Annotated in this window: 15 protein-coding genes and 1 pseudogene; 11 read left to right on the top strand and 5 right to left on the bottom strand. The window is 66.8% G+C overall.

From position 1 onward, the window contains the following. Positions 1-265: 265 nt before the first annotated feature. Positions 266-3,172, top strand: a complete 2,907-nt coding sequence (gene leuS, locus ACK5M9_RS04690; protein ID WP_416892027.1) for a leucine--tRNA ligase — start codon at positions 266-268, stop codon at positions 3,170-3,172. Between the two features lie 71 nt (positions 3,173-3,243). On the opposite strand, the gene ACK5M9_RS04685 is transcribed toward leuS, so the two are convergent. From ACK5M9_RS04685 to ACK5M9_RS04665, 5 genes are all read right to left on the bottom strand, one after another. Further along, positions 3,244-3,909 carry an SDR family oxidoreductase gene (locus tag ACK5M9_RS04685; protein WP_416892026.1) on the bottom strand — a complete coding sequence of 222 codons (666 nt, stop codon included), beginning with the start codon at positions 3,907-3,909 and terminating at the stop codon, positions 3,244-3,246. 30 nt (positions 3,910-3,939) lie between these two features. Then, positions 3,940-4,440, bottom strand: coding sequence for a MarR family winged helix-turn-helix transcriptional regulator (locus ACK5M9_RS04680; RefSeq protein ID WP_416892025.1), 501 nt, complete (start codon positions 4,438-4,440; stop codon positions 3,940-3,942). 11 nt (positions 4,441-4,451) lie between these two features. Beyond that, positions 4,452-5,285 (bottom strand): LLM class F420-dependent oxidoreductase, encoded by an 834-nt coding sequence (locus ACK5M9_RS04675; RefSeq protein ID WP_416892024.1) that lies wholly within the window; start codon positions 5,283-5,285, stop codon positions 4,452-4,454. Positions 5,286-5,303: 18 nt separating this feature from the next. Next, entirely contained in the window at positions 5,304-6,404 is a 1,101-nt protein-coding gene (locus ACK5M9_RS04670) for an inositol-3-phosphate synthase (protein ID WP_416892023.1), read from the bottom strand. A gap of 68 nt (positions 6,405-6,472) precedes the next feature. Beyond that, positions 6,473-7,015, bottom strand: a complete 543-nt coding sequence (locus tag ACK5M9_RS04665) for a PadR family transcriptional regulator (RefSeq protein ID WP_416892022.1) — start codon at positions 7,013-7,015, stop codon at positions 6,473-6,475. A 249-nt stretch (positions 7,016-7,264) separates the two neighbouring features. Here ACK5M9_RS04665 and ACK5M9_RS04660 point away from each other — a divergent pair, with 249 nt between their 5' ends. The 10 genes and pseudogenes from ACK5M9_RS04660 to ACK5M9_RS04615 form a co-directional block, all read left to right on the top strand. Continuing rightward, positions 7,265-7,699 (top strand): DUF5318 family protein, encoded by a 435-nt coding sequence (locus ACK5M9_RS04660; protein WP_416892021.1) that lies wholly within the window; start codon positions 7,265-7,267, stop codon positions 7,697-7,699. Positions 7,700-8,108: 409 nt separating this feature from the next. After that, positions 8,109-10,556: a transglycosylase domain-containing protein gene (locus ACK5M9_RS04655; protein WP_416892039.1), complete on the top strand. Its 2,448-nt coding sequence runs from the start codon at positions 8,109-8,111 to the stop codon at positions 10,554-10,556. Continuing rightward, positions 10,553-12,199, top strand: a complete 1,647-nt coding sequence (locus ACK5M9_RS04650) for a glycosyltransferase family 87 protein (RefSeq protein WP_416892020.1) — start codon at positions 10,553-10,555, stop codon at positions 12,197-12,199. Before ACK5M9_RS04655 ends, ACK5M9_RS04650 begins: the two co-directional genes overlap by 4 nt. After that, complete coding sequence (locus tag ACK5M9_RS04645) at positions 12,199-12,837, top strand: DJ-1/PfpI family protein (RefSeq protein WP_416892019.1); 639 nt, start codon at positions 12,199-12,201, stop codon at positions 12,835-12,837. The genes ACK5M9_RS04650 and ACK5M9_RS04645 overlap by 1 nt, the downstream gene beginning before the upstream one ends. Positions 12,838-12,981: 144 nt before the next feature. Continuing rightward, positions 12,982-13,272 carry a 30S ribosomal protein S6 gene (gene rpsF, locus ACK5M9_RS04640; RefSeq protein WP_416892018.1) on the top strand — a complete coding sequence of 97 codons (291 nt, stop codon included), beginning with the start codon at positions 12,982-12,984 and terminating at the stop codon, positions 13,270-13,272. A 106-nt stretch (positions 13,273-13,378) separates the two neighbouring features. After that, complete coding sequence (locus ACK5M9_RS04635) at positions 13,379-13,882, top strand: single-stranded DNA-binding protein (RefSeq protein WP_416892017.1); 504 nt, start codon at positions 13,379-13,381, stop codon at positions 13,880-13,882. A gap of 50 nt (positions 13,883-13,932) precedes the next feature. After that, positions 13,933-14,187 carry a 30S ribosomal protein S18 gene (rpsR, locus tag ACK5M9_RS04630; protein ID WP_416892016.1) on the top strand — a complete coding sequence of 85 codons (255 nt, stop codon included), beginning with the start codon at positions 13,933-13,935 and terminating at the stop codon, positions 14,185-14,187. A gap of 43 nt (positions 14,188-14,230) precedes the next feature. Beyond that, on the top strand, positions 14,231-14,689 hold the full coding sequence (gene rplI, locus ACK5M9_RS04625) for a 50S ribosomal protein L9 (protein ID WP_416892015.1): 459 nt from the start codon (positions 14,231-14,233) through the stop codon (positions 14,687-14,689). Positions 14,690-15,343: 654 nt separating this feature from the next. Further along, positions 15,344-16,723, top strand: a complete 1,380-nt coding sequence (gene dnaB / locus ACK5M9_RS04620; protein WP_416892014.1) for a replicative DNA helicase — start codon at positions 15,344-15,346, stop codon at positions 16,721-16,723. A 219-nt stretch (positions 16,724-16,942) separates the two neighbouring features. Next, positions 16,943-17,163 (top strand): annotated as a pseudogene (locus ACK5M9_RS04615) (hypothetical protein); the annotation flags it as partial.

The raw sequence follows: 17,163 nt of genomic DNA, 5'->3' as shown, positions 1-17,163 counted from the left end.
ACGAACCCCTGATCGCCGTGCAACGCAACCGAGACCTGTCCGTGCCACATGGCCCGCGAGCTGTTCCGCTGGCTCTGTCGCCCGCGAGCTGTTCCGTCGGCTCTGTGGCCCGCGAGCGTAACGCCAGTGCGAAAAAGCGGTTGAATTTTCGCCCTGGCGTTACGCTCGCGGCCCGGGGGCGCGGCGAGGGGCGCCCGGGCGGTGCCGGGGGCGCGGCGGCTGGACCCGGACGGTGCCGCGGAATCGCCCTTATACCCTGTTCTGCGTGACCCAATCGCCGAACGCAGCGTCCGGAAGCCCGCCCGGCAGCAAGGACGCCGAGCTCGACGCTCCGCGGTACCGCTATACCGCCGAGCTTGCGGCGCAGCTGGAACGCACCTGGCAGCAGAACTGGGCGCAGTGGGGGACGTTCGACGTGGCCAACCCCGTGGGCTCACTCGCCCCGGCCGACGGTTCGACGGTGCCCGACGACAAGCTCTTCGTCCAGGACATGTTCCCGTACCCGTCGGGGGAGGGCCTGCACGTCGGCCACCCGTTGGGCTACATCGCCACCGACGTCTATGCCCGTTACTTTCGGATGACAGGACGTAACGTGTTGCACGCGTTGGGGTTCGATGCATTTGGCCTGCCCGCCGAGCAGTACGCGGTGCAGACGGGCACCCACCCGCGCACCAGGACCGAGGCCAACGTGGTGAATTTCCGACGCCAGTTGGGTCGGCTGGGCCTGGGCCATGACAGTCGCCGCAGCTTCTCGACGACCGATGTCGAGTTCTACAAGTGGACGCAGTGGATATTCCTGCAGATCTACAACGCCTGGTTTGACGTTGCTGCCGGCAGGGCGCGTCCGATCGCCGAATTGATCTCCGAATTCGACACCGGCACACGTCAATTGGATGACGGACGGGCGTGGGCGGAGTTGACCGCGGGGGAGCGGGCCGAGGTGATCGACGGCCACCGCCTGGTTTACCGTGCGGACTCGATGGTCAACTGGTGTCCGGGGCTGGGCACCGTACTGGCCCACGAGGAGGTGACCGCTGACGGCCGTAGCGACCGCGGGAATTTCCCGATATTCCGTAAACGTCTGCGGCAGTGGATGATGCGCATCACCGCCTATTCTGACCGGCTACTCGAGGATCTCGATGTGCTCGACTGGCCGGAGCAGGTAAAGAGCATGCAGCGCAACTGGATCGGCCGCTCGACCGGCGCCACGGCCCTGTTCGGCGCCTCCTGCGCTTCCGGCGCCGCCCTCACCATCAAGGTCTTCACCACCCGCCCGGACACCCTGTTCGGCGCCACCTACCTGGTCCTGGCTCCCGAACACGACATGGTCGACACACTCGCCGCCGACGCCTGGCCGGACGGAGTCGCGGAGTCCTGGAAATACGGGGCCGCCACACCGCGCGACGCGGTGGCCGCGTACCGGCGTGCGATCGCGGCCAAGTCCGACCTGGAGCGCCAGGAGAGCCGCGACAAAACCGGCGTCTTCCTGGGCTCCTACGCGGTCAACCCGGCCAGCGGCCAGCCGGTGCCGATCTTCATCGCCGACTACGTGCTGGCCGGCTACGGAACCGGGGCGATCATGGCAGTCCCGGGTCACGACCAGCGCGACTGGGATTTCGCCACCGCGTTCGGCCTGCCGATCCTCGAGGTGATCGCGGGCGGCGACGTCGCACAGTCCGCCCACACCGGTGACGGTGTCCTGGTGAACTCCGAATATCTGGACGGCATGAGCGTCGCCGACGCCAAACAGGCCATCACCGCGCGGCTGGAGTCGACCGGTCGTGGCAGCGCCCGCGTTGAATTCAAATTGCGGGATTGGCTTTTTGCCCGCCAAAGGTATTGGGGCGAGCCGTTTCCCATCGTCTACGACAGCGACGGAAGACCGCACCCACTCGATTCGGCGGCCCTGCCGGTGGAACTCCCTGACGTAGCCGACTATTCGCCGGTGCTCTTCGATCCGGACGACGCCGGCAGCGAGCCCTCACCGCCGCTGGCCAAGGCGAGCGAGTGGGTGCACGTCGAACTCGATCTCGGCGACGGTTTGCTGCCCTACTCCCGCGACACCAATGTGATGCCGCAGTGGGCCGGCAGCTCCTGGTACGAGTTGCGCTACACCGATCCGCACAACTCGGAACGCTTCTGCGCCAGGGAGAACGAGGCGTACTGGATGGGCCCGCGGCCAGATGAGCACGGACCCGACGATCCGGGGGGAGTGGACCTGTATGTCGGCGGCGCCGAACACGCGGTGTTGCACCTGCTGTATTCCCGGTTCTGGCACAAGGTGCTCTACGACCTCGGCCATGTCAGCTCTCGGGAGCCCTACCGGAGGCTGGTCAATCAGGGCTATATCCAGGCGTTCGCCTACACCGACTCCCGTGGTTCCTATGTGCCGGCCGCGGAGGTAGTCGAACGCGACGGCGGATTCCGCTATCCCGGCCCGGACGGGGGTGCCGAGATCGAGGTCTTTCAGGAGTTCGGCAAAATCGGTAAGAGCCTGAAGAATTCGGTATCGCCGGACGAGATTTGCGACGAGTACGGCGCTGACACGCTGCGGGTGTACGAGATGTCGATGGGCCCGTTGGAGGCCTCCCGTCCGTGGGCCACCAAGGATGTTGTCGGCGCCCACCGGTTCCTGCAAAGGGTGTGGCGCCTGGTGGTCGACGAGCAGACCGGCAAGACCCGACTGAATGACCAGGACCTTGCCGACGATACGCTGCGCGCGTTGCATCGCACGATCGCCGGAGTATCGGAAGACTATGCGGCACTGCGAAATAACACCGCTGTCGCGAAGCTGATCGAATACACCAATCACCTGACCAAGCAGTACCGGGACGGTGTTCCGCGGGCGGCGGTCGAGCCACTGGTGTCGATGACGGCGCCGCTGGCGCCACACCTGGCCGAAGAGCTGTGGTCGCGGCTGGGCAACTCATTGTCCTTGGCGCACGGGCCGTTTCCGGTGGCCGATCCGGTTTATCTGGTCGATGACACGGTGGAGTATCCGGTGCAGGTCAACGGCAAGGTACGTGGACGGGTGAGGGTACCCGTCGACGCAGACACCGAAACGGTGCAGGCGGCGGCCCTGGCCGATGAAAAGGTGCTGGCCTTCCTGGCGGGTGCGGCACCGCGGAAGGTGATTGTGGTGCCCGGGCGGATGGTGAACCTCGTCGTGTAACCGCAGGGTGGAGCCGCGCCTGCGGAGATCCATAGGCTGTCGAAACCGTTGCCCGCGTGGCGGATAAGCCCTCAGCTCGGCCGGATCACAACCTCGTGAACGTGGGCGTCGCGCGGCGTGGCCACGACGTCAGCCACCGCGGCGGCGACCGTCTCGGGGCGCAGGTACTTGGTGGGGTCGTAGTCGCCGCCCTCGTAGGCGACGAGCTCGCGTTGCATGGCGGTGTCGGTGCGGCCCGGGTTGATCGACGTCACCAGCAGTGCGGGTTCGTCGGCGCGTAGTGAATCGGCGAATGCGCGCAACGCGAACTTGCTCGCCGAATACGAGGCCATGCCGGGAGAGGCGTTGCGGCCGGCCCCGGAGTTGATGAATACCACCCTTCCGCGAGCCTGACGCAGCGCCGGCAGCAATGCAAGGGTAAGTTCCACGGCGCCAAAGACATTGACCTCGAACGTGGCCCGCCATTGGCCGACGTGGGATTCGGCGACGCGCCCGGGTACCGCCACCCCGGCGTTGTGCACCAAAACGTCGAGTTCATCGAGGATCTCGCAACTGGCGGCGATCGATTCGGTGTCGACGAGATCCAACGGGAAGGTGGTTGCGCCGAGCCGCTGCGCCACGGCGTCGAGCCGGTCCGACGGCCGGCCGGCCAACAGCAACGTGTGGGTTGGCGCCAATGCGTCGGCGATAGCAGAGCCGATGCCACCGCCGGCACCGGTGATTAGCGCGGTTGGCATGACGTCACATGCATCCGAAAGCGTTGAAGGTCACGCGCCTTGGACCCGCTCGCAGTCGACAGCATCGGTGGCTGCCTCGGTTGAGGCGAGCCGTTGCAGTGGTTCCAGCGCCGTCATCAGGATCTCGATGTCGCCGCAGGGAAGCGTGTTGAGCATGGCCGCCAGCGACGCGTGCCGGCTGGCCACCGATTCGGCGTGCACCGCCCTCCCCTCGGGCGTGATGTCGACCAGTACGGCCCGTAGATCGGAGGGGTCGCGTTCGCGTTTTACCAGGCCGATCTTCTCCAGGCGGCGGATGGCGACGGTGGTGGTGGGCGTCCGTACCCGCTCATGGGCGGCCAGGTCGGTCATTCTGATCGGACCGCGGTCGAGCAGGGTGATCAGAATCGACAGCTGCGCCAGCGTCAGGTCGCCGGCCACCGCGCCACTGGGATCTCCGCGACGCAGTATTGCGAAGAGTTTGGATAGCGACCGGTGCAGCCCTTCTGCCAGCTCGGCGACGTCGGAGACGCTGCTTTCGCTACGAGACATAGGGGTGGAGTCTAACCGGCGCCGTCGCGCCACCTGCACAGCGCTTCGGCGTCGGTCAAATCGTAGTCCGGGCCGTTGCACCCGACGGTCAGTAGTCGGACACCGAGACCGGCCAGCGCGTCGGCATTGGCCATCAGTTCCGACCCGCTGCCGGCGGCGGCCGAGCACTCGATGTCGGCCGCGTCCCGCCCGACGGCTTCGCAGTGACGGCGGAGCACCTCGGATTTGGCCGGGAACTCCTCGGCGGAGCTGAAGCTGTGCCACACGTCGGCGTATTCGGCGACCAGGCGTAGCGTTTTGCGTTCCCCGCCGCCACCGATCAGGATCGGGATGTCCCGGGTGGGTGGGGGATTGAGCTTGGCCAGCCGCAATTTGATCCGGGGGAGTGCGCCGGCCAGGTCATCGAGGCGGCCGCCGGCGGTGCCGAACTCGTAGCCGTACTCGTCGTAGTCCTTCTGTTTCCAGCCGGAGCCGATGCCCAGGATCAGCCGTCCGCCGCTGACGTGGTCGACGGTGCGGGCCATGTCGGCGAGCAGCTCGGGATTGCGGTAGGAGTTGCACGTCACCAGCGCGCCGATCTGGATGCGCGAGGTCTGTTCGGCCCAGGCGCCGAGCATCGTCCAGCACTCGAAGTGCTCGCCGTCGGGGTCGCCGTAGAGCGGGAAGAAGTGATCCCAGTTGAAGACGGCGTCGACGCCGAGGTCTTCGCACCGCCGGACGGCGTCGCGGATGTCGTCGTAGCGCGGGGCGTGCTGCGGGTGCAGCTGCACCCCGATGCGAACCGGACCGCCGGGGGCACCCGGGTCGGCGTCGGAGGAGCAGGCGGGAGTCGCGTCGGAGGCCATGCGACCACCGTAGGCGGCTCAGGCCTCGATGATGAATTCCTCGAGTTGTGCCCGTGCCACGTCGTCGGCCAGCTGCTCGGGCGGGCTCTTCATCAGGTAGGCCGACGCCGGGATCACCGGGCCGCCAATCCCGCGGTCCTTGGCGATCTTGGCCGCCCGCACCGCGTCGATGATCACGCCCGCCGAGTTCGGCGAGTCCCAGACCTCCAGCTTGTATTCCAGGTTCAGCGGCACGTCGCCGAAGGCCCGGCCTTCCAGGCGCACGTAGGCCCACTTGCGGTCGTCGAGCCACCCGACATGGTCGGACGGGCCGATGTGGACGTCCTTGGCGTTGAACTCGCGCTGCAGGTTGGAGGTGACAGCCTGGGTCTTGGAGATCTTCTTGGACTCCAGCCGCTCCCGTTCGAGCATGTTCAGGAAGTCCATGTTGCCGCCGACGTTGAGCTGCATGGTGCGGTCGAGCTGCACGCCGCGGTCCTCGAACAGCTTGGCCATCACGCGGTGGGTGATGGTGGCGCCCACCTGACTCTTGATGTCGTCGCCGACGATCGGGACGCCGGCGTCGGCAAACTTCTTGGCCCACACCGGGTCGGAGGCGATGAACACCGGCAGCGCGTTGACGAACGCCACACCGGCGTCGATGGCGCACTGGGCGTAGAACTTGTCGGCCTCTTCCGATCCGACAGGCAGGTAGGAGACGAGTACGTCGACCTTGGCGTCCTTGAGTGCCTGGACGACGTCGACCGGGTCGGTGTCGGACACCTCGATGGTGTCGGCGTAGTACTTGCCGATGCCGTCGAGGGTCGGGCCGCGCTGCACCAACACGTTGGTGGGTGCGACGTCGGCGATCTTGATGGTGTTGTTCTCCGAGGCGAAGATCGCGTCGGAGAGGTCGAAGCCGACCTTCTTGGCATCAACGTCGAACGCGGCCACGAACTTCACGTCGCGGACGTGGTACGGGCCGAACCGCACGTGCATCAGGCCGGGGACGCGGGATTCCTCGTCGGCGTTGTGGTAGTACTCGACACCCTGGACCAGTGAGGACGCGCAGTTTCCGACGCCGACGATCGCGACGCGTACCTCGGTCGACGCCTGTGGCGACGCGTTGTGCTCACTCATTTCGGATGTTCTCCTTACCTAATTCACTTCGCGGTGATTCCGGGGTTGCTGTGTGTTTGGTCTCGCGGTCACGTCTGTTCGACGTGGTTGGGCGCTGTGCGTTCGGCGGCGATGAGGTCGTTGAGCCACTTGACCTCGCGCTCGCTGGACTCGAGCCCGAGCTGATGCAGCTGGCGGGTGTAGCGGTCGAGCGATCCGCTGGCTCGTGCCACCGCGTCCCGCAGGCCTTCCCGACGCTCCTCGACCTGGCGACGCCGGCCTTCGAGGATGCGCATGCGCGCTTCGGCCGGGGTGCGGTTGAAGAATGCCAGGTGCACACCGAATCCGTCGTCGGTGTAGTTGTGCGGGCCGGTGTCGGCGACAAGTTCGCCGAAGCGCTGCCGGCCCTTGTCGGTCAGTTGGTAGACCCGGCGGGCGCGCCGCACGGGCAGCCCGGTCGGTGCGGCGTTCTCGGCGATCAGCCCCTCGGCCTGCATCCGTCGCAGTGCCGGGTAGAGCGAACCGTAGGAGAAGGCACGAAAGGCGCCCAGCAGGCCCGTCAGCCGCTTGCGCAGTTCGTAGCCGTGCATGGGGGACTCGATGAGCAAACCGAGGATTGCCAGTTCCAGCATCGAATCACCTCCTCATGTATGGCTTCGGCACGCAATTGCTTGCGCTGCTGCGGCAGCTGTGCCGGTCGGCCCCGTCGCTACGAAGACGCGACGCGTCGCGCAATCGTATCGCTCCGATATATTAACGACAACATCGCGGGGTGTTGGTGCGCCGTTGGTCACAGTCGGAGTCCCCGGTCCCGGGGGGTCGACCCGCCACGAGCCTGTATCGCATATCGGAGCCGGGGCGGGCGACGTACTCTGGTCAGCGTGCGACTGCAGCGACAGGTGGTGGACTACGCCCTGCGGCGACGGTCCCTGCTGGCCGAGGTGTATTCGGGGCGCACCGGTGTTTCCGAGGTCTGTGACGCTAATCCGTATTTGCTGCGCGCGGCGAAGTTTCACGGGAAACAAAGCCGGGTGATGTGTCCCATCTGCCGCAAGGAGCTGTTGACGCTGGTGTCCTGGGTGTTCGGTGAGCATTTGGGTGCCGTATCGGGTTCGGCGCGCACCGCCGAGGAGCTGGTGCAGCTGACAACCCGGTTTTCTGAGTTTGCTGTGCATGTGGTGGAGGTGTGTCGGACTTGCAGTTGGAACCACCTGGTGAAGTCCTATGTCCTGGGGGCGCCGCGCCCAGTGAAGCCGCCTCGGGGGTCGGGCCGCACCGGGGCGCCGCGCAACGGAGTTCGAACGGCCAGTGAGTAGCACGGGACGCCACCACCGGCCGGATGACGATGCTCCGGACGAACCGACGACCGCTGGTGAGCGCACAGTGTCGGGTGCCCACGCACAGGGAATACCGCCCGGTGCGGTCGGCGGGACGAAGCCGCCCGGTGCCCACGCGCAGGGAATACCGCCCGGCGCGGTCGGCGGGACGAAGCGGCCCGGTGCCCACGCGCAGGGAATACCGCCCGGTGCGGTCGGCGGGAGGAAGCCGCCCGGTGCCCACGCGCAGGGAACACCGCCCGGTGCGGTCGGCGGGAGGAAGCCGCCCGGTGCCCACGCGCAGGGAACACCGCCCGGCGCCGCCGGCGGGACGAAGCCGCCCGGTGGCGACGGCGGCGGCGCACGGAAGGCACCTGCCCCGCGCCGCGCTGTCTCGCCCGACGATCGGTTGACCGCGATCATCCCGCCGGTGACCGACGGGCGGCCGCCCCGGCACGTCGACCCCATCGACGAGGTCAAGGCAGCCCTGGCCGATCCGCCGCCCCAGCCCGATCAGCTCGACCAGGTCAAGGCCGCACTGGAAGCGCCACCGCAGCGTCCCGAGCGTTCCCGGAGCCTCGGCCGTCGGGGGCCCGGGGGGCCGACGCCGCCCTCGTCGCCCCCGTCGCCCCCGTCGCCCCCGTCGCCCGGGTCGGCTTCGCCCGCGACCCCGTCGGTTCCGTCCCTCGGCGTCCGCAGGCCGAAACCCGTCTGGACCCCGCGGATGAACTGGACATTGGTCAGGCGATCGCTCATTTCGTTGGTGGCGGTGTTGATCCTGCTGCCGATCGTCACCTTCGCCATGGCGTACATGGTCGTCCAGGTGCCGCGCCCCGGCGACATCCGCACCAACCAGGTTTCGGTGATCGTGGCCAGCGATGGCTCCGAAATCGCGAAAATAGTTCCGCCCGAAGGTAATCGGGTCGACGTCGACCTCAGCCAGGTACCGGTTCACCTACGCCAGGCGGTCATCGCCGCCGAGGACCGCGGTTTCTACTCCAACCGCGGCTTCTCGCTGACCGGGTTCGCGCGCGCGGCACGCAACAACCTGCTCGGCGGTGACCTGCAGGGCGGCTCCACGATCACCCAGCAGTACGTCAAGAATGCTATGGTGGGTTCCGCGCAGTACGGCTGGAGCGGGATCATGCGCAAGGTCAAGGAGTTCGTGATCGCCACGAAGATGGCCAGCGAGTGGTCCAAAGACGATGTGCTGCAGGCGTATCTGAACATCATCTATTTCGGCCGCGGGTCCTACGGGGTCTCGGCGGCGTCGAAGGCGTATTTCGACAAGCACGTCGACCAGCTCAGCGTCTCCGAGGGAGCCCTGCTGGCAGCACTGATCCGGCGACCGTCCACCCTGGACCCCGCCGTCGACCCCGAGGGTGCGCTCGCACGCTGGAATTGGGTCCTCGACGGAATGGTGGAGACCAACGCGCTGTCCGCCGAAGAGCGTGCGGTACAGGTGTTTCCCAGGACCGTTCCGCCCGAGCAGGCCCGGGCGGCGAATCAGGTTCGCGGACCCAACGGGCTGATCCAGCGGCAGGTGACCAAAGAGCTGACGGAGCTATTCGACATCGACGAGCAGGCTCTCAACACCCAGGGCTTGCGGATCACCACCACCATCGACCCGCAGGCCCAGCATGCCGCCGAAGACGCGGTGGCGAAGTACCTCGACGGCCAGGACCCGGATATGCGTGCCGCGGTGGCGTCGATTGATCCGCACAACGGCGCGGTGAAGGCCTATTACGGCGGATCCGATGCGCAGGGTTTCGATTTCGCGCAGGCGGGCTTGCAGACGGGCTCGTCGTTCAAGGTGTTCGCGCTGGTGGCCGCGCTCGAGCAGGGCATCGGGCTGGGTTATCAGGTGGACAGTTCGCCGCTGACCATGTACGGCATCACGATCACCAACGTCGAGGGTGAGGGGTGCGGTGTCTGCAATATCGCCCAGGCGCTGAAAATGTCTCTGAATACGTCGTATTACCGGCTGATGCTCAAGCTCGACGGTGGGCCCGAGGCGGTCGCCCGCGCCGCGCACCAGGCCGGGATCGCCGAAAGTTTTCCCGGCGTCCCACACACGCTGTCCGAGGATGGCGAGGGCGGCCCGCCGAACAACGGGATCGTGTTGGGGCAGTATCAAACTCGAGTGATGGACATGGCTTCGGCCTATGCCACCCTGGCTGCCTCGGGTGTCTACCATCGCCCGCACTTCGTGCAGAAGGTAGTCAACGACGACGGCCAGGTGCTGTTCGATATCACCGACACCGACACCGACACCGACACCAGCGGCGAGCAGCGCATCCCCAAGGCGGTGGCCGACAACGTGACCGCCGCGATGCTGCCCATCGCCGGGTACTCCCGGGGCCACAACCTGGCCGGCGGGCGGGCCTCGGCGGCCAAGACGGGCACCACCCAGCTCGGTGACACCAAAGCGGACAAGGATGCCTGGATGGTCGGCTATACACCGTCGCTGTCCACGGCGGTATGGGTGGGAACAGCCAACGGAGACAAGCCGCTGGTGACGCAGTGGGGCGGTCCGGTGTACGGCTCGGGGCTGCCCTCGGACATTTGGAAGGCGACCATGGACGGCGCCCTGAAGGGTACGCCGAACGAGTCGTTCCCCAAACCGGCCGAGATCGGTGGCTACGCGGGCGTGCCGCCGGCGCCGCCGCCCCCGCCGCCGGCGCCGCCACCGGACGCGCCGCCTTCGGAGACGGTGATCCAGCCGACGGTCGAGATAGCCCCCGGGATCATCGTGCCGATCGGCCCGCCGACAACGATCACGCTGCCGCCGCCTCCGCCGCCGGGGGCTCCGCCGCCGCCTGAGCCGCCTCCGGATCTTCCCGGCCCGCCCCCGTGACGGACCGGATCACCGAGCGCCCCACCGTTTCACCGCGGCCCCTTGCCGCCGATCGCCGGAGTGCGGACAGCCGGGATTGTCCCAGCCGCAACGATGTCCTGGGTGCCGCACTCGCGGTCGCCGTAGGCGGGCCGGTGGGCCGGCACGCACTGATCGGCCGCACCCGCTTCATGACCCCGCTGCGGGGGATGATCGCCATCGCCCTGGTGTTCCTGGGGTTGGGCTGGTCGACGAAGGCCGCGTGCCTGCAGACCACCGGTACGGGAACGGCCGACGAGCGGGTGGCCAACTGGGAGAACCAGCGCGCCTACTACGAACTGTGCTACTCCGACACCGTCCCGCTGTACACCGCGGAATTGTTGAGCCAGGGCAGGTTTCCCTACAAGTCCAGCTGGATCGAAACCAACCCCGACGGCACCCGGCAGATTCGCTACGACGGCGAACCCGCATTGCGCTACATGGAATATCCGGTGTTGACCGGGCTCTACCAGTACGCGTCGATGTCGCTGGCAAAGACCTACACCGCGCTGAGCAAGGTGGTAGCGGTGCCGGTGGTGGCCGAGGTGGTGATGTTCTTCAACGTCTCGGCCCTCGGGCTGGCGCTGGCGTGGCTGGCCACCGTCTGGGCCACGGCGGGGTTGGCCGGCCGGCGCGTCTGGGACGCTGCCCTGGTGGCGGCGTCACCGCTGGTGATCTTTCAGATCTTCACCAACTTCGATGCGCTGGCAACGGCCTTCGCGATGGGCGGGCTGCTGGCCTGGGCCCGGCGAAAGCCCTGGCCGGCCGGCGTGATGATCGGCCTCGGCGCCGCGGCGAAGCTGTATCCGCTGCTGTTTCTGGGCCCAATGCTCGTCCTCGGTGTTCGCACCGGGCGTCTCGGTGGGGTGTGGCGCGTCGCCGTAGGCGCGGTGGCGACCTGGCTGTTGGTGAATCTGCCGGTGCTGGTGCTCTTTCCGCGTGGATGGTCGGAGTTTTTCCGGCTCAACGCCAGGCGTGACGGCGACATGGATTCGGTCTACAACGTGGTGAAGTCGTTGACCGGCTGGCGGGGGTTCGACCCGTCGCTGGGTGTGTGGGAACCGCCCACAGTGCTCAACATCGTCGTCGCCGCGCTCTTCGCATTGTGTTGCACGGGAATCGGCTATGTCGCGTTGACGGCCCCGCAGCGTCCCCGGCTCGCTCAGTTGCTGTTCCTGGTAGTGGCTGGATTCCTGCTGACGAACAAGGTGTGGAGCCCGCAGTTTTCGCTGTGGTTGGTGCCGCTGGCGGTGCTGGTGATTCCATACCGGCGAATCCTGTTGGCCTGGATGACAATCGACGCGCTGGTCTGGATACCGCGGATGTACTACCTGTACGGAAACCCCGACCTGGCCCTGCCCGAGCAGCCATTCACCCTGACGGTGCTGGTGCGCGATCTTGCCGTGATCGGGTTGTGCGCGCTGGTGATTCGGCAGATCTACCGGCCGGATGTAGACCTGGTGCGCTGGGGCGGCAGGGTGGATGACCCCGCCGGCGGGATCTTCGACCGGGCACCGGATGCGCCGCCGGATTGGCTGCCCGACTGGTTGCGGCCCGCTCGGCGACGTAGGACCCGGGCCGGGGAACCGGCCACGGCGCCCGGTGCGGCGGGGGAGCGGCCCTGATGCAGGTTGCCGTTCCGGTGTTTCCGCGGCTGACCGCACTGGATGCCGTCGGGCCCTACGAGGTACTGCAGCGCATTCCCTCGATCGAGGTGGTGTTCGTCGGGCAACGACGCGGTGAGGTCCGCACCGAGAACGGCATGCTCGGCCTGAGCTGCGACGCCACCTTCGACGATGTCACCGCGCCCGACGTGGTGGTGGTGCCGGGCGGGATCGGCACCCGCGTGCTGGTCGGCGACGAAACGTTCCGATCCTGGCTGCGCGCCGTGCACCCGGGCACCAGATTCACCACCTCGGTGTGCACCGGTGCCCTGCTGCTGGCCGGTGCGGGACTGCTGGACGGGCTCACCGCGACAACCCACTGGGCCGCGGCCGAGCAGCTCAATGCGCTGGGCGCCCGGTATGTGCCCGAACGGGTAGTCGAGCATCTCCCGCAGCGCATCATCACCGCGGCCGGGGTGTCCAGCGGCATCGACATGGCGCTGCGGCTGGCCGAGCTGCTGGTCGACCGCCAGGCCGCAGAGGCCGCGCAGCTGCTTATCGAGTACGACCCGCAGCCTCCCTTCGATGCCGGTGCGCTGGCCAAAGCGGGCGAGGCGGCCCGGGTCACCGCGGCGCGGTTCGTCCGCGAGCGGAAGTGAATTCCCCAGATCCTTGGGGTCTGGCGTCGGTCTTTTGGGCCTCACGCCGGCTCTCCGGTAGTCTCAGGCGGTTGCCGACGCAGGCGACTCTCCTGCCACGGATCGACCGTGGCCGCCAAGACCAGAGGAGGTGATGAGGTCCCTATGCGTCCATACGAAATCATGGTCATCCTCGACCCCACACTCGACGAACGTACCGTTGCCCCGTCGCTGGAAACGTTTCTCAACGTCGTCCGCAAAGACGGCGGAACCGTCGAGAAGGTCGACATATGGGGCCGGCGGCGGCTGGCCTATGAGATCGCCAAGCACGTCGAAGGCATCTACGTCGTCATCGACTTGAAGGCCGCCCCTGCGACGGTCTCCGAACTCGACCGCCAGCTGGGCCTCAACGAGTCGGTGTTGCGCACCAAAGTGATGCGCACCGACAAGAAGTAGGCGTCCCCGCCCGGGGGCAGTTGTCGGAGGAATTGCCTAGGCTCGATGACACACATACCCACGACTGACCACCAGGCGAGGAACTGGCGGACCAAGGAGGATTATCGTGGCCGGTGAGACGATTGTCACCGTCGTTGGAAACCTCACTGCCGACCCCGAACTGCGGTTCATCGCATCGGGTGCCGCGGTGGCGAGTTTCACCGTGGCGTCGACGCCGCGGAACTTCGACCGCCAGAGTGGCGAGTGGAAGGACGGCGAGGCGCTGTTCCTGCGCTGCAGTATTTGGCGTGAGGCCGCCGAGAACGTGGCGGAGAGCCTGACCCGGGGCATGCGGGTGGTGGTGACCGGACGGCTTCGGCAGCGGTCCTTCGAAACCCGCGAGGGCGAGAAGCGCACCGTGGTCGAGCTTGAGGTCGACGAGATCGGGCCTTCGCTCAAGTACGCCACCGCCAAGGTCACCAAGGCCGGCCGCGGAGGCGGCGGGGGCGGTGGTGGCGGCGGGTCGCGGCAGTCCGCGCCGGCCCAATCCGGCGGATCCGGTGAAGACCCGTGGGGCAGCGCCCCGCCGTCGGGTTCGTTCGCCGGCGGCGACGACGAACCGCCCTTCTGAGACAGAACTTTCCAGCAGACTTCACAGCACAAGAACGGAAACAGACACCCATGGGCAAGTCCAACAAGCGGCGGCCGGTTCCGGAGAAGCCGGTCAAGACCCGCAAATGCGTTTTCTGCGCCAAGAAGGATCCGGTGATCGACTACAAGGACACCGGGCTGCTGCGCACCTACATCAGCGAGCGCGGCAAGATCCGGGCCCGCCGGGTCACCGGCAACTGCGTCCAGCACCAGCGCGATGTCGCGATCGCGGTGAAGAATGCGCGCGAGGTCGCGCTGCTGCCCTTCACCTCCTCGACGCGCTGATCGCCCGGCACCTAACGAAAGTCCAACGGAAAGAACGCAAACGATGAAGCTGATTCTGACGGCTGACGTCGACAATCTCGGTGCTGTCGGCGACTCGGTCGAGGTCAAGGACGGCTACGGCCGCAACTTCCTGCTGCCCCGCGGTTTGGCGATAGTCGCCTCGCGCGGCGCCCAGCGCCAGGCGGACGACATCCGCCGTGCGCGCACCACCAAGGCGGTCCGCGACCGCGAGCACGCCGAGGAACTCAAGGCCGCCATCGAGGCGCTGGGCCCGGTGAGCATGCCGGTGAAGACGGCGGGCGACAGCGGCAAGCTGTTCGGCTCGGTGACCGCCGGCGACGTCGTGGCCGTCATCAAGAAGGCGGGCGGGCCGAACCTCGACAAGCGGATCGTGCGGCTGCCCAAGGCACACATCAAGTCCATCGGCACCCACCCGGTGGCAGTGCACCTGCACCCCGAGGTCGACGTCGAGGTCCAACTCGACGTGGTCGCCGAGGGCTGATTCGGCGCGTTTCCGCGCGGTCCGGTGTGGGTCGGACGCGACCGGGTCCCGTTCCGGCGCGTCCCGGAATTCCCGTGAATTTTCTGTGAACGCGGTTTGTTGTGTCTTCGCGCAGGTCGGGTGTTGGTGGCGGGTTCGGCCGGTGTTTGCCGATGCCCGTGACGGTTGTGGTCCGGTTCGGGACAGTGCCCGTGCACGGAGTCAACACGCCCGGAAGGCCTAGCTGACACGACACGCCGAAGAGATTGTTGTCCACACACAATTTGCCCCTGTGGAGGTCGACTACCTGCGGTGATTCCAGTTGACAACGCATTTATCCACAGGTTATCCCCACCCTGTTCAACACCGCCGACGTTGACTTTGCACATTCGATGCACAGCGTCATGAACACCGCTCTGTTGGACCGGGCGTCAGTAGCGATTACGTTCGTCGCGACCCCCGGGTGAAGCGGTGGCCAGGTGCTTGTCGAAGGGCTTGGCGATGCGCTTGCCGGGGTGGTGACGATGCCGGGTGGTGACGCGCGCGGAGGCGGGTTGGTGGCTTCGGTCGGGGCGATGTCGGTGCCTCGACGTACGCTACGGAGATAGCACGAATCGAATATCCGTTCGATCCGTGGGGTGACGTCAGTGTGTCGGTCGATGGAGGTGGAGCCTGGTGGCAGTCGTCGATGACTTGGGCCATGCCGGCCCGGACGGCCCGCCGCCCGCCGAGGACTACGGCCGTCAGCCGCCGCAGGACCTTGCCGCCGAGCAGTCGGTGCTGGGAGGGATGCTGCTGAGCAAGGATGCGATCGCCGACGTGCTCGAGCGGCTGCGGCCCGGCGACTTCTACCGCCCGGCCAACCAGAACATCTACGACGCCGTGCTGGACCTGTACGGACGCGGCGAGCCGGCCGACCCGGTGACGGTGGCCGCCGAACTCGACCGCCGCGGGCTGCTACGCCGCATCGGGGGAGCGCCGTACCTGCACACGTTGATCTCGACGGTACCGACGGCGGCGAACGCCGGGTACTACGCGGGCATCGTCGCCGAGAAGGCGCTGCTGCGGCGGCTGGTCGAGGCGGGCACCCGGGTGGTGCAGTACGGCTACGCCGGCGCCGAGGGTGCGGATGTGGCCGAGGTGGTCGATCGCGCGCAGGCCGAAATCTACGACGTCGCCGACCGGCGCACCACCGAAGATTATGTGCCCCTTGAGGATCTGCTGCAGCCGACGATGGACGAGATCGATGCCATCGCGTCCAATGGCGGCATCGCGCGCGGGGTGCCGACGGGGTTCACCGAACTCGACGAGGTGACCAACGGGCTACATCCGGGGCAGATGGTCATCGTCGCCGCGCGTCCCGGTGTGGGTAAGTCCACCCTGGGGCTGGACCTCATGCGGTCGTGCTCGATCAAGCACCGCAAGGCCAGCGTCATCTTCTCCCTGGAGATGAGCAAGTCCGAGATCGTCATGCGGCTGCTGTCGGCGGAGGCGAAGATCAAACTCGCCGACATGCGGTCGGGCCGGATGAGCGACGACGACTGGACCCGGCTGGCACGGAGGATGAGCGAGATCAGCGAGGCGCCACTGTATATCGACGATTCGCCCAACCTGACCATGATGGAGATCCGCGCCAAGGCCCGCCGGCTGCGCCAGAAAGCCAACCTCGACCTCGTCGTCGTCGACTACCTGCAACTGATGACATCGGGCAAGAAGCACGAGTCACGCCAGGTCGAAGTCTCCGAATTCTCCAGGCACCTCAAGCTTCTGGCCAAAGAACTCGAAGTGCCCGTGGTCGCCATCAGCCAGCTCAACCGCGGGCCCGAACAGCGCACCGACAAGAAGCCGATGCTCTCCGACCTCCGAGAATCCGGCTCGCTGGAACAGGACGCCGACATGGTCATCCTGCTCAACCGGCCCGACGCCTTCGACCGCGACGACCCGCGCGCCGGAGAAGCGGATTTCATCCTGGCCAAACACCGCAACGGCCCGACCAAGACGGTGACCGTTGCCCACCAGCTGCATCTGTCGCGGTTTGCGAATATGGCGAGGTAGGGGGGTGGGTTGTAGGTTCTCACGAACCGCGGCAGAATCTCACGGCAAATGGCATGCGACTGGCAGATCTGCCAAGTTCGTGAGACACGCGGGTTGTTCAATCCCAGGCCCGCGCCAACGATCATGTGACGATCAGGTCACCAAAGTAGTCTGATCCGATTGCAGGAGCCGAAGCGTTGTTGCCTGTGTTTGTCGGCGGTCAGATCTATCCTCAGCGGCATGTATCTGCAGAGCCGAACGCGGCGGTGGCTTCAGGCGTTGCGGTATGCCAATACGATTCTCGGCCAGGGTCTTCAGATGATGGAGTACTTCGCGGCTCACGCTCACGTACCTGGTGCCAGGCAAATCAGTGGGCGCGACAAGCGTGTCACGGTGCTGCTGTCGACGGACCCTTGGATTCAAGCGGTGGCTGCAACGAATGTGGACGGATCTGAGAGTAG

This window comes from Mycobacterium sp. (assembly GCF_047975165.1).
GTDB lineage: Bacteria > Actinomycetota > Actinomycetes > Mycobacteriales > Mycobacteriaceae > Mycobacterium.
This window is presented reverse-complemented; position numbering and strand designations above follow the sequence as displayed.

Excerpts from the sequence above, each read along its gene's own strand:
- ACK5M9_RS04645 (WP_416892019.1), top strand. The coding sequence starts at position 12,199 with ATGCAGGTTGCCGTTCCGGTGTTTCCGCGGCTGACCGCACTGGATGCC.
- ACK5M9_RS04670 (WP_416892023.1), bottom strand. The coding sequence starts at position 6,404 with ATGAGTGAGCACAACGCGTCGCCACAGGCGTCGACCGAGGTACGCGTC.
- rplI (WP_416892015.1), top strand. The coding sequence starts at position 14,231 with ATGAAGCTGATTCTGACGGCTGACGTCGACAATCTCGGTGCTGTCGGC.
- ACK5M9_RS04685 (WP_416892026.1), bottom strand. The coding sequence starts at position 3,909 with ATGCCAACCGCGCTAATCACCGGTGCCGGCGGTGGCATCGGCTCTGCT.
- ACK5M9_RS04665 (WP_416892022.1), bottom strand. The coding sequence starts at position 7,015 with ATGCTGGAACTGGCAATCCTCGGTTTGCTCATCGAGTCCCCCATGCAC.
- ACK5M9_RS04675 (WP_416892024.1), bottom strand. The coding sequence starts at position 5,285 with ATGGCCTCCGACGCGACTCCCGCCTGCTCCTCCGACGCCGACCCGGGT.
- rpsR (WP_416892016.1), top strand. The coding sequence starts at position 13,933 with ATGGGCAAGTCCAACAAGCGGCGGCCGGTTCCGGAGAAGCCGGTCAAG.
- rpsF (WP_416892018.1), top strand. The coding sequence starts at position 12,982 with ATGCGTCCATACGAAATCATGGTCATCCTCGACCCCACACTCGACGAA.
- ACK5M9_RS04680 (WP_416892025.1), bottom strand. The coding sequence starts at position 4,440 with ATGTCTCGTAGCGAAAGCAGCGTCTCCGACGTCGCCGAGCTGGCAGAA.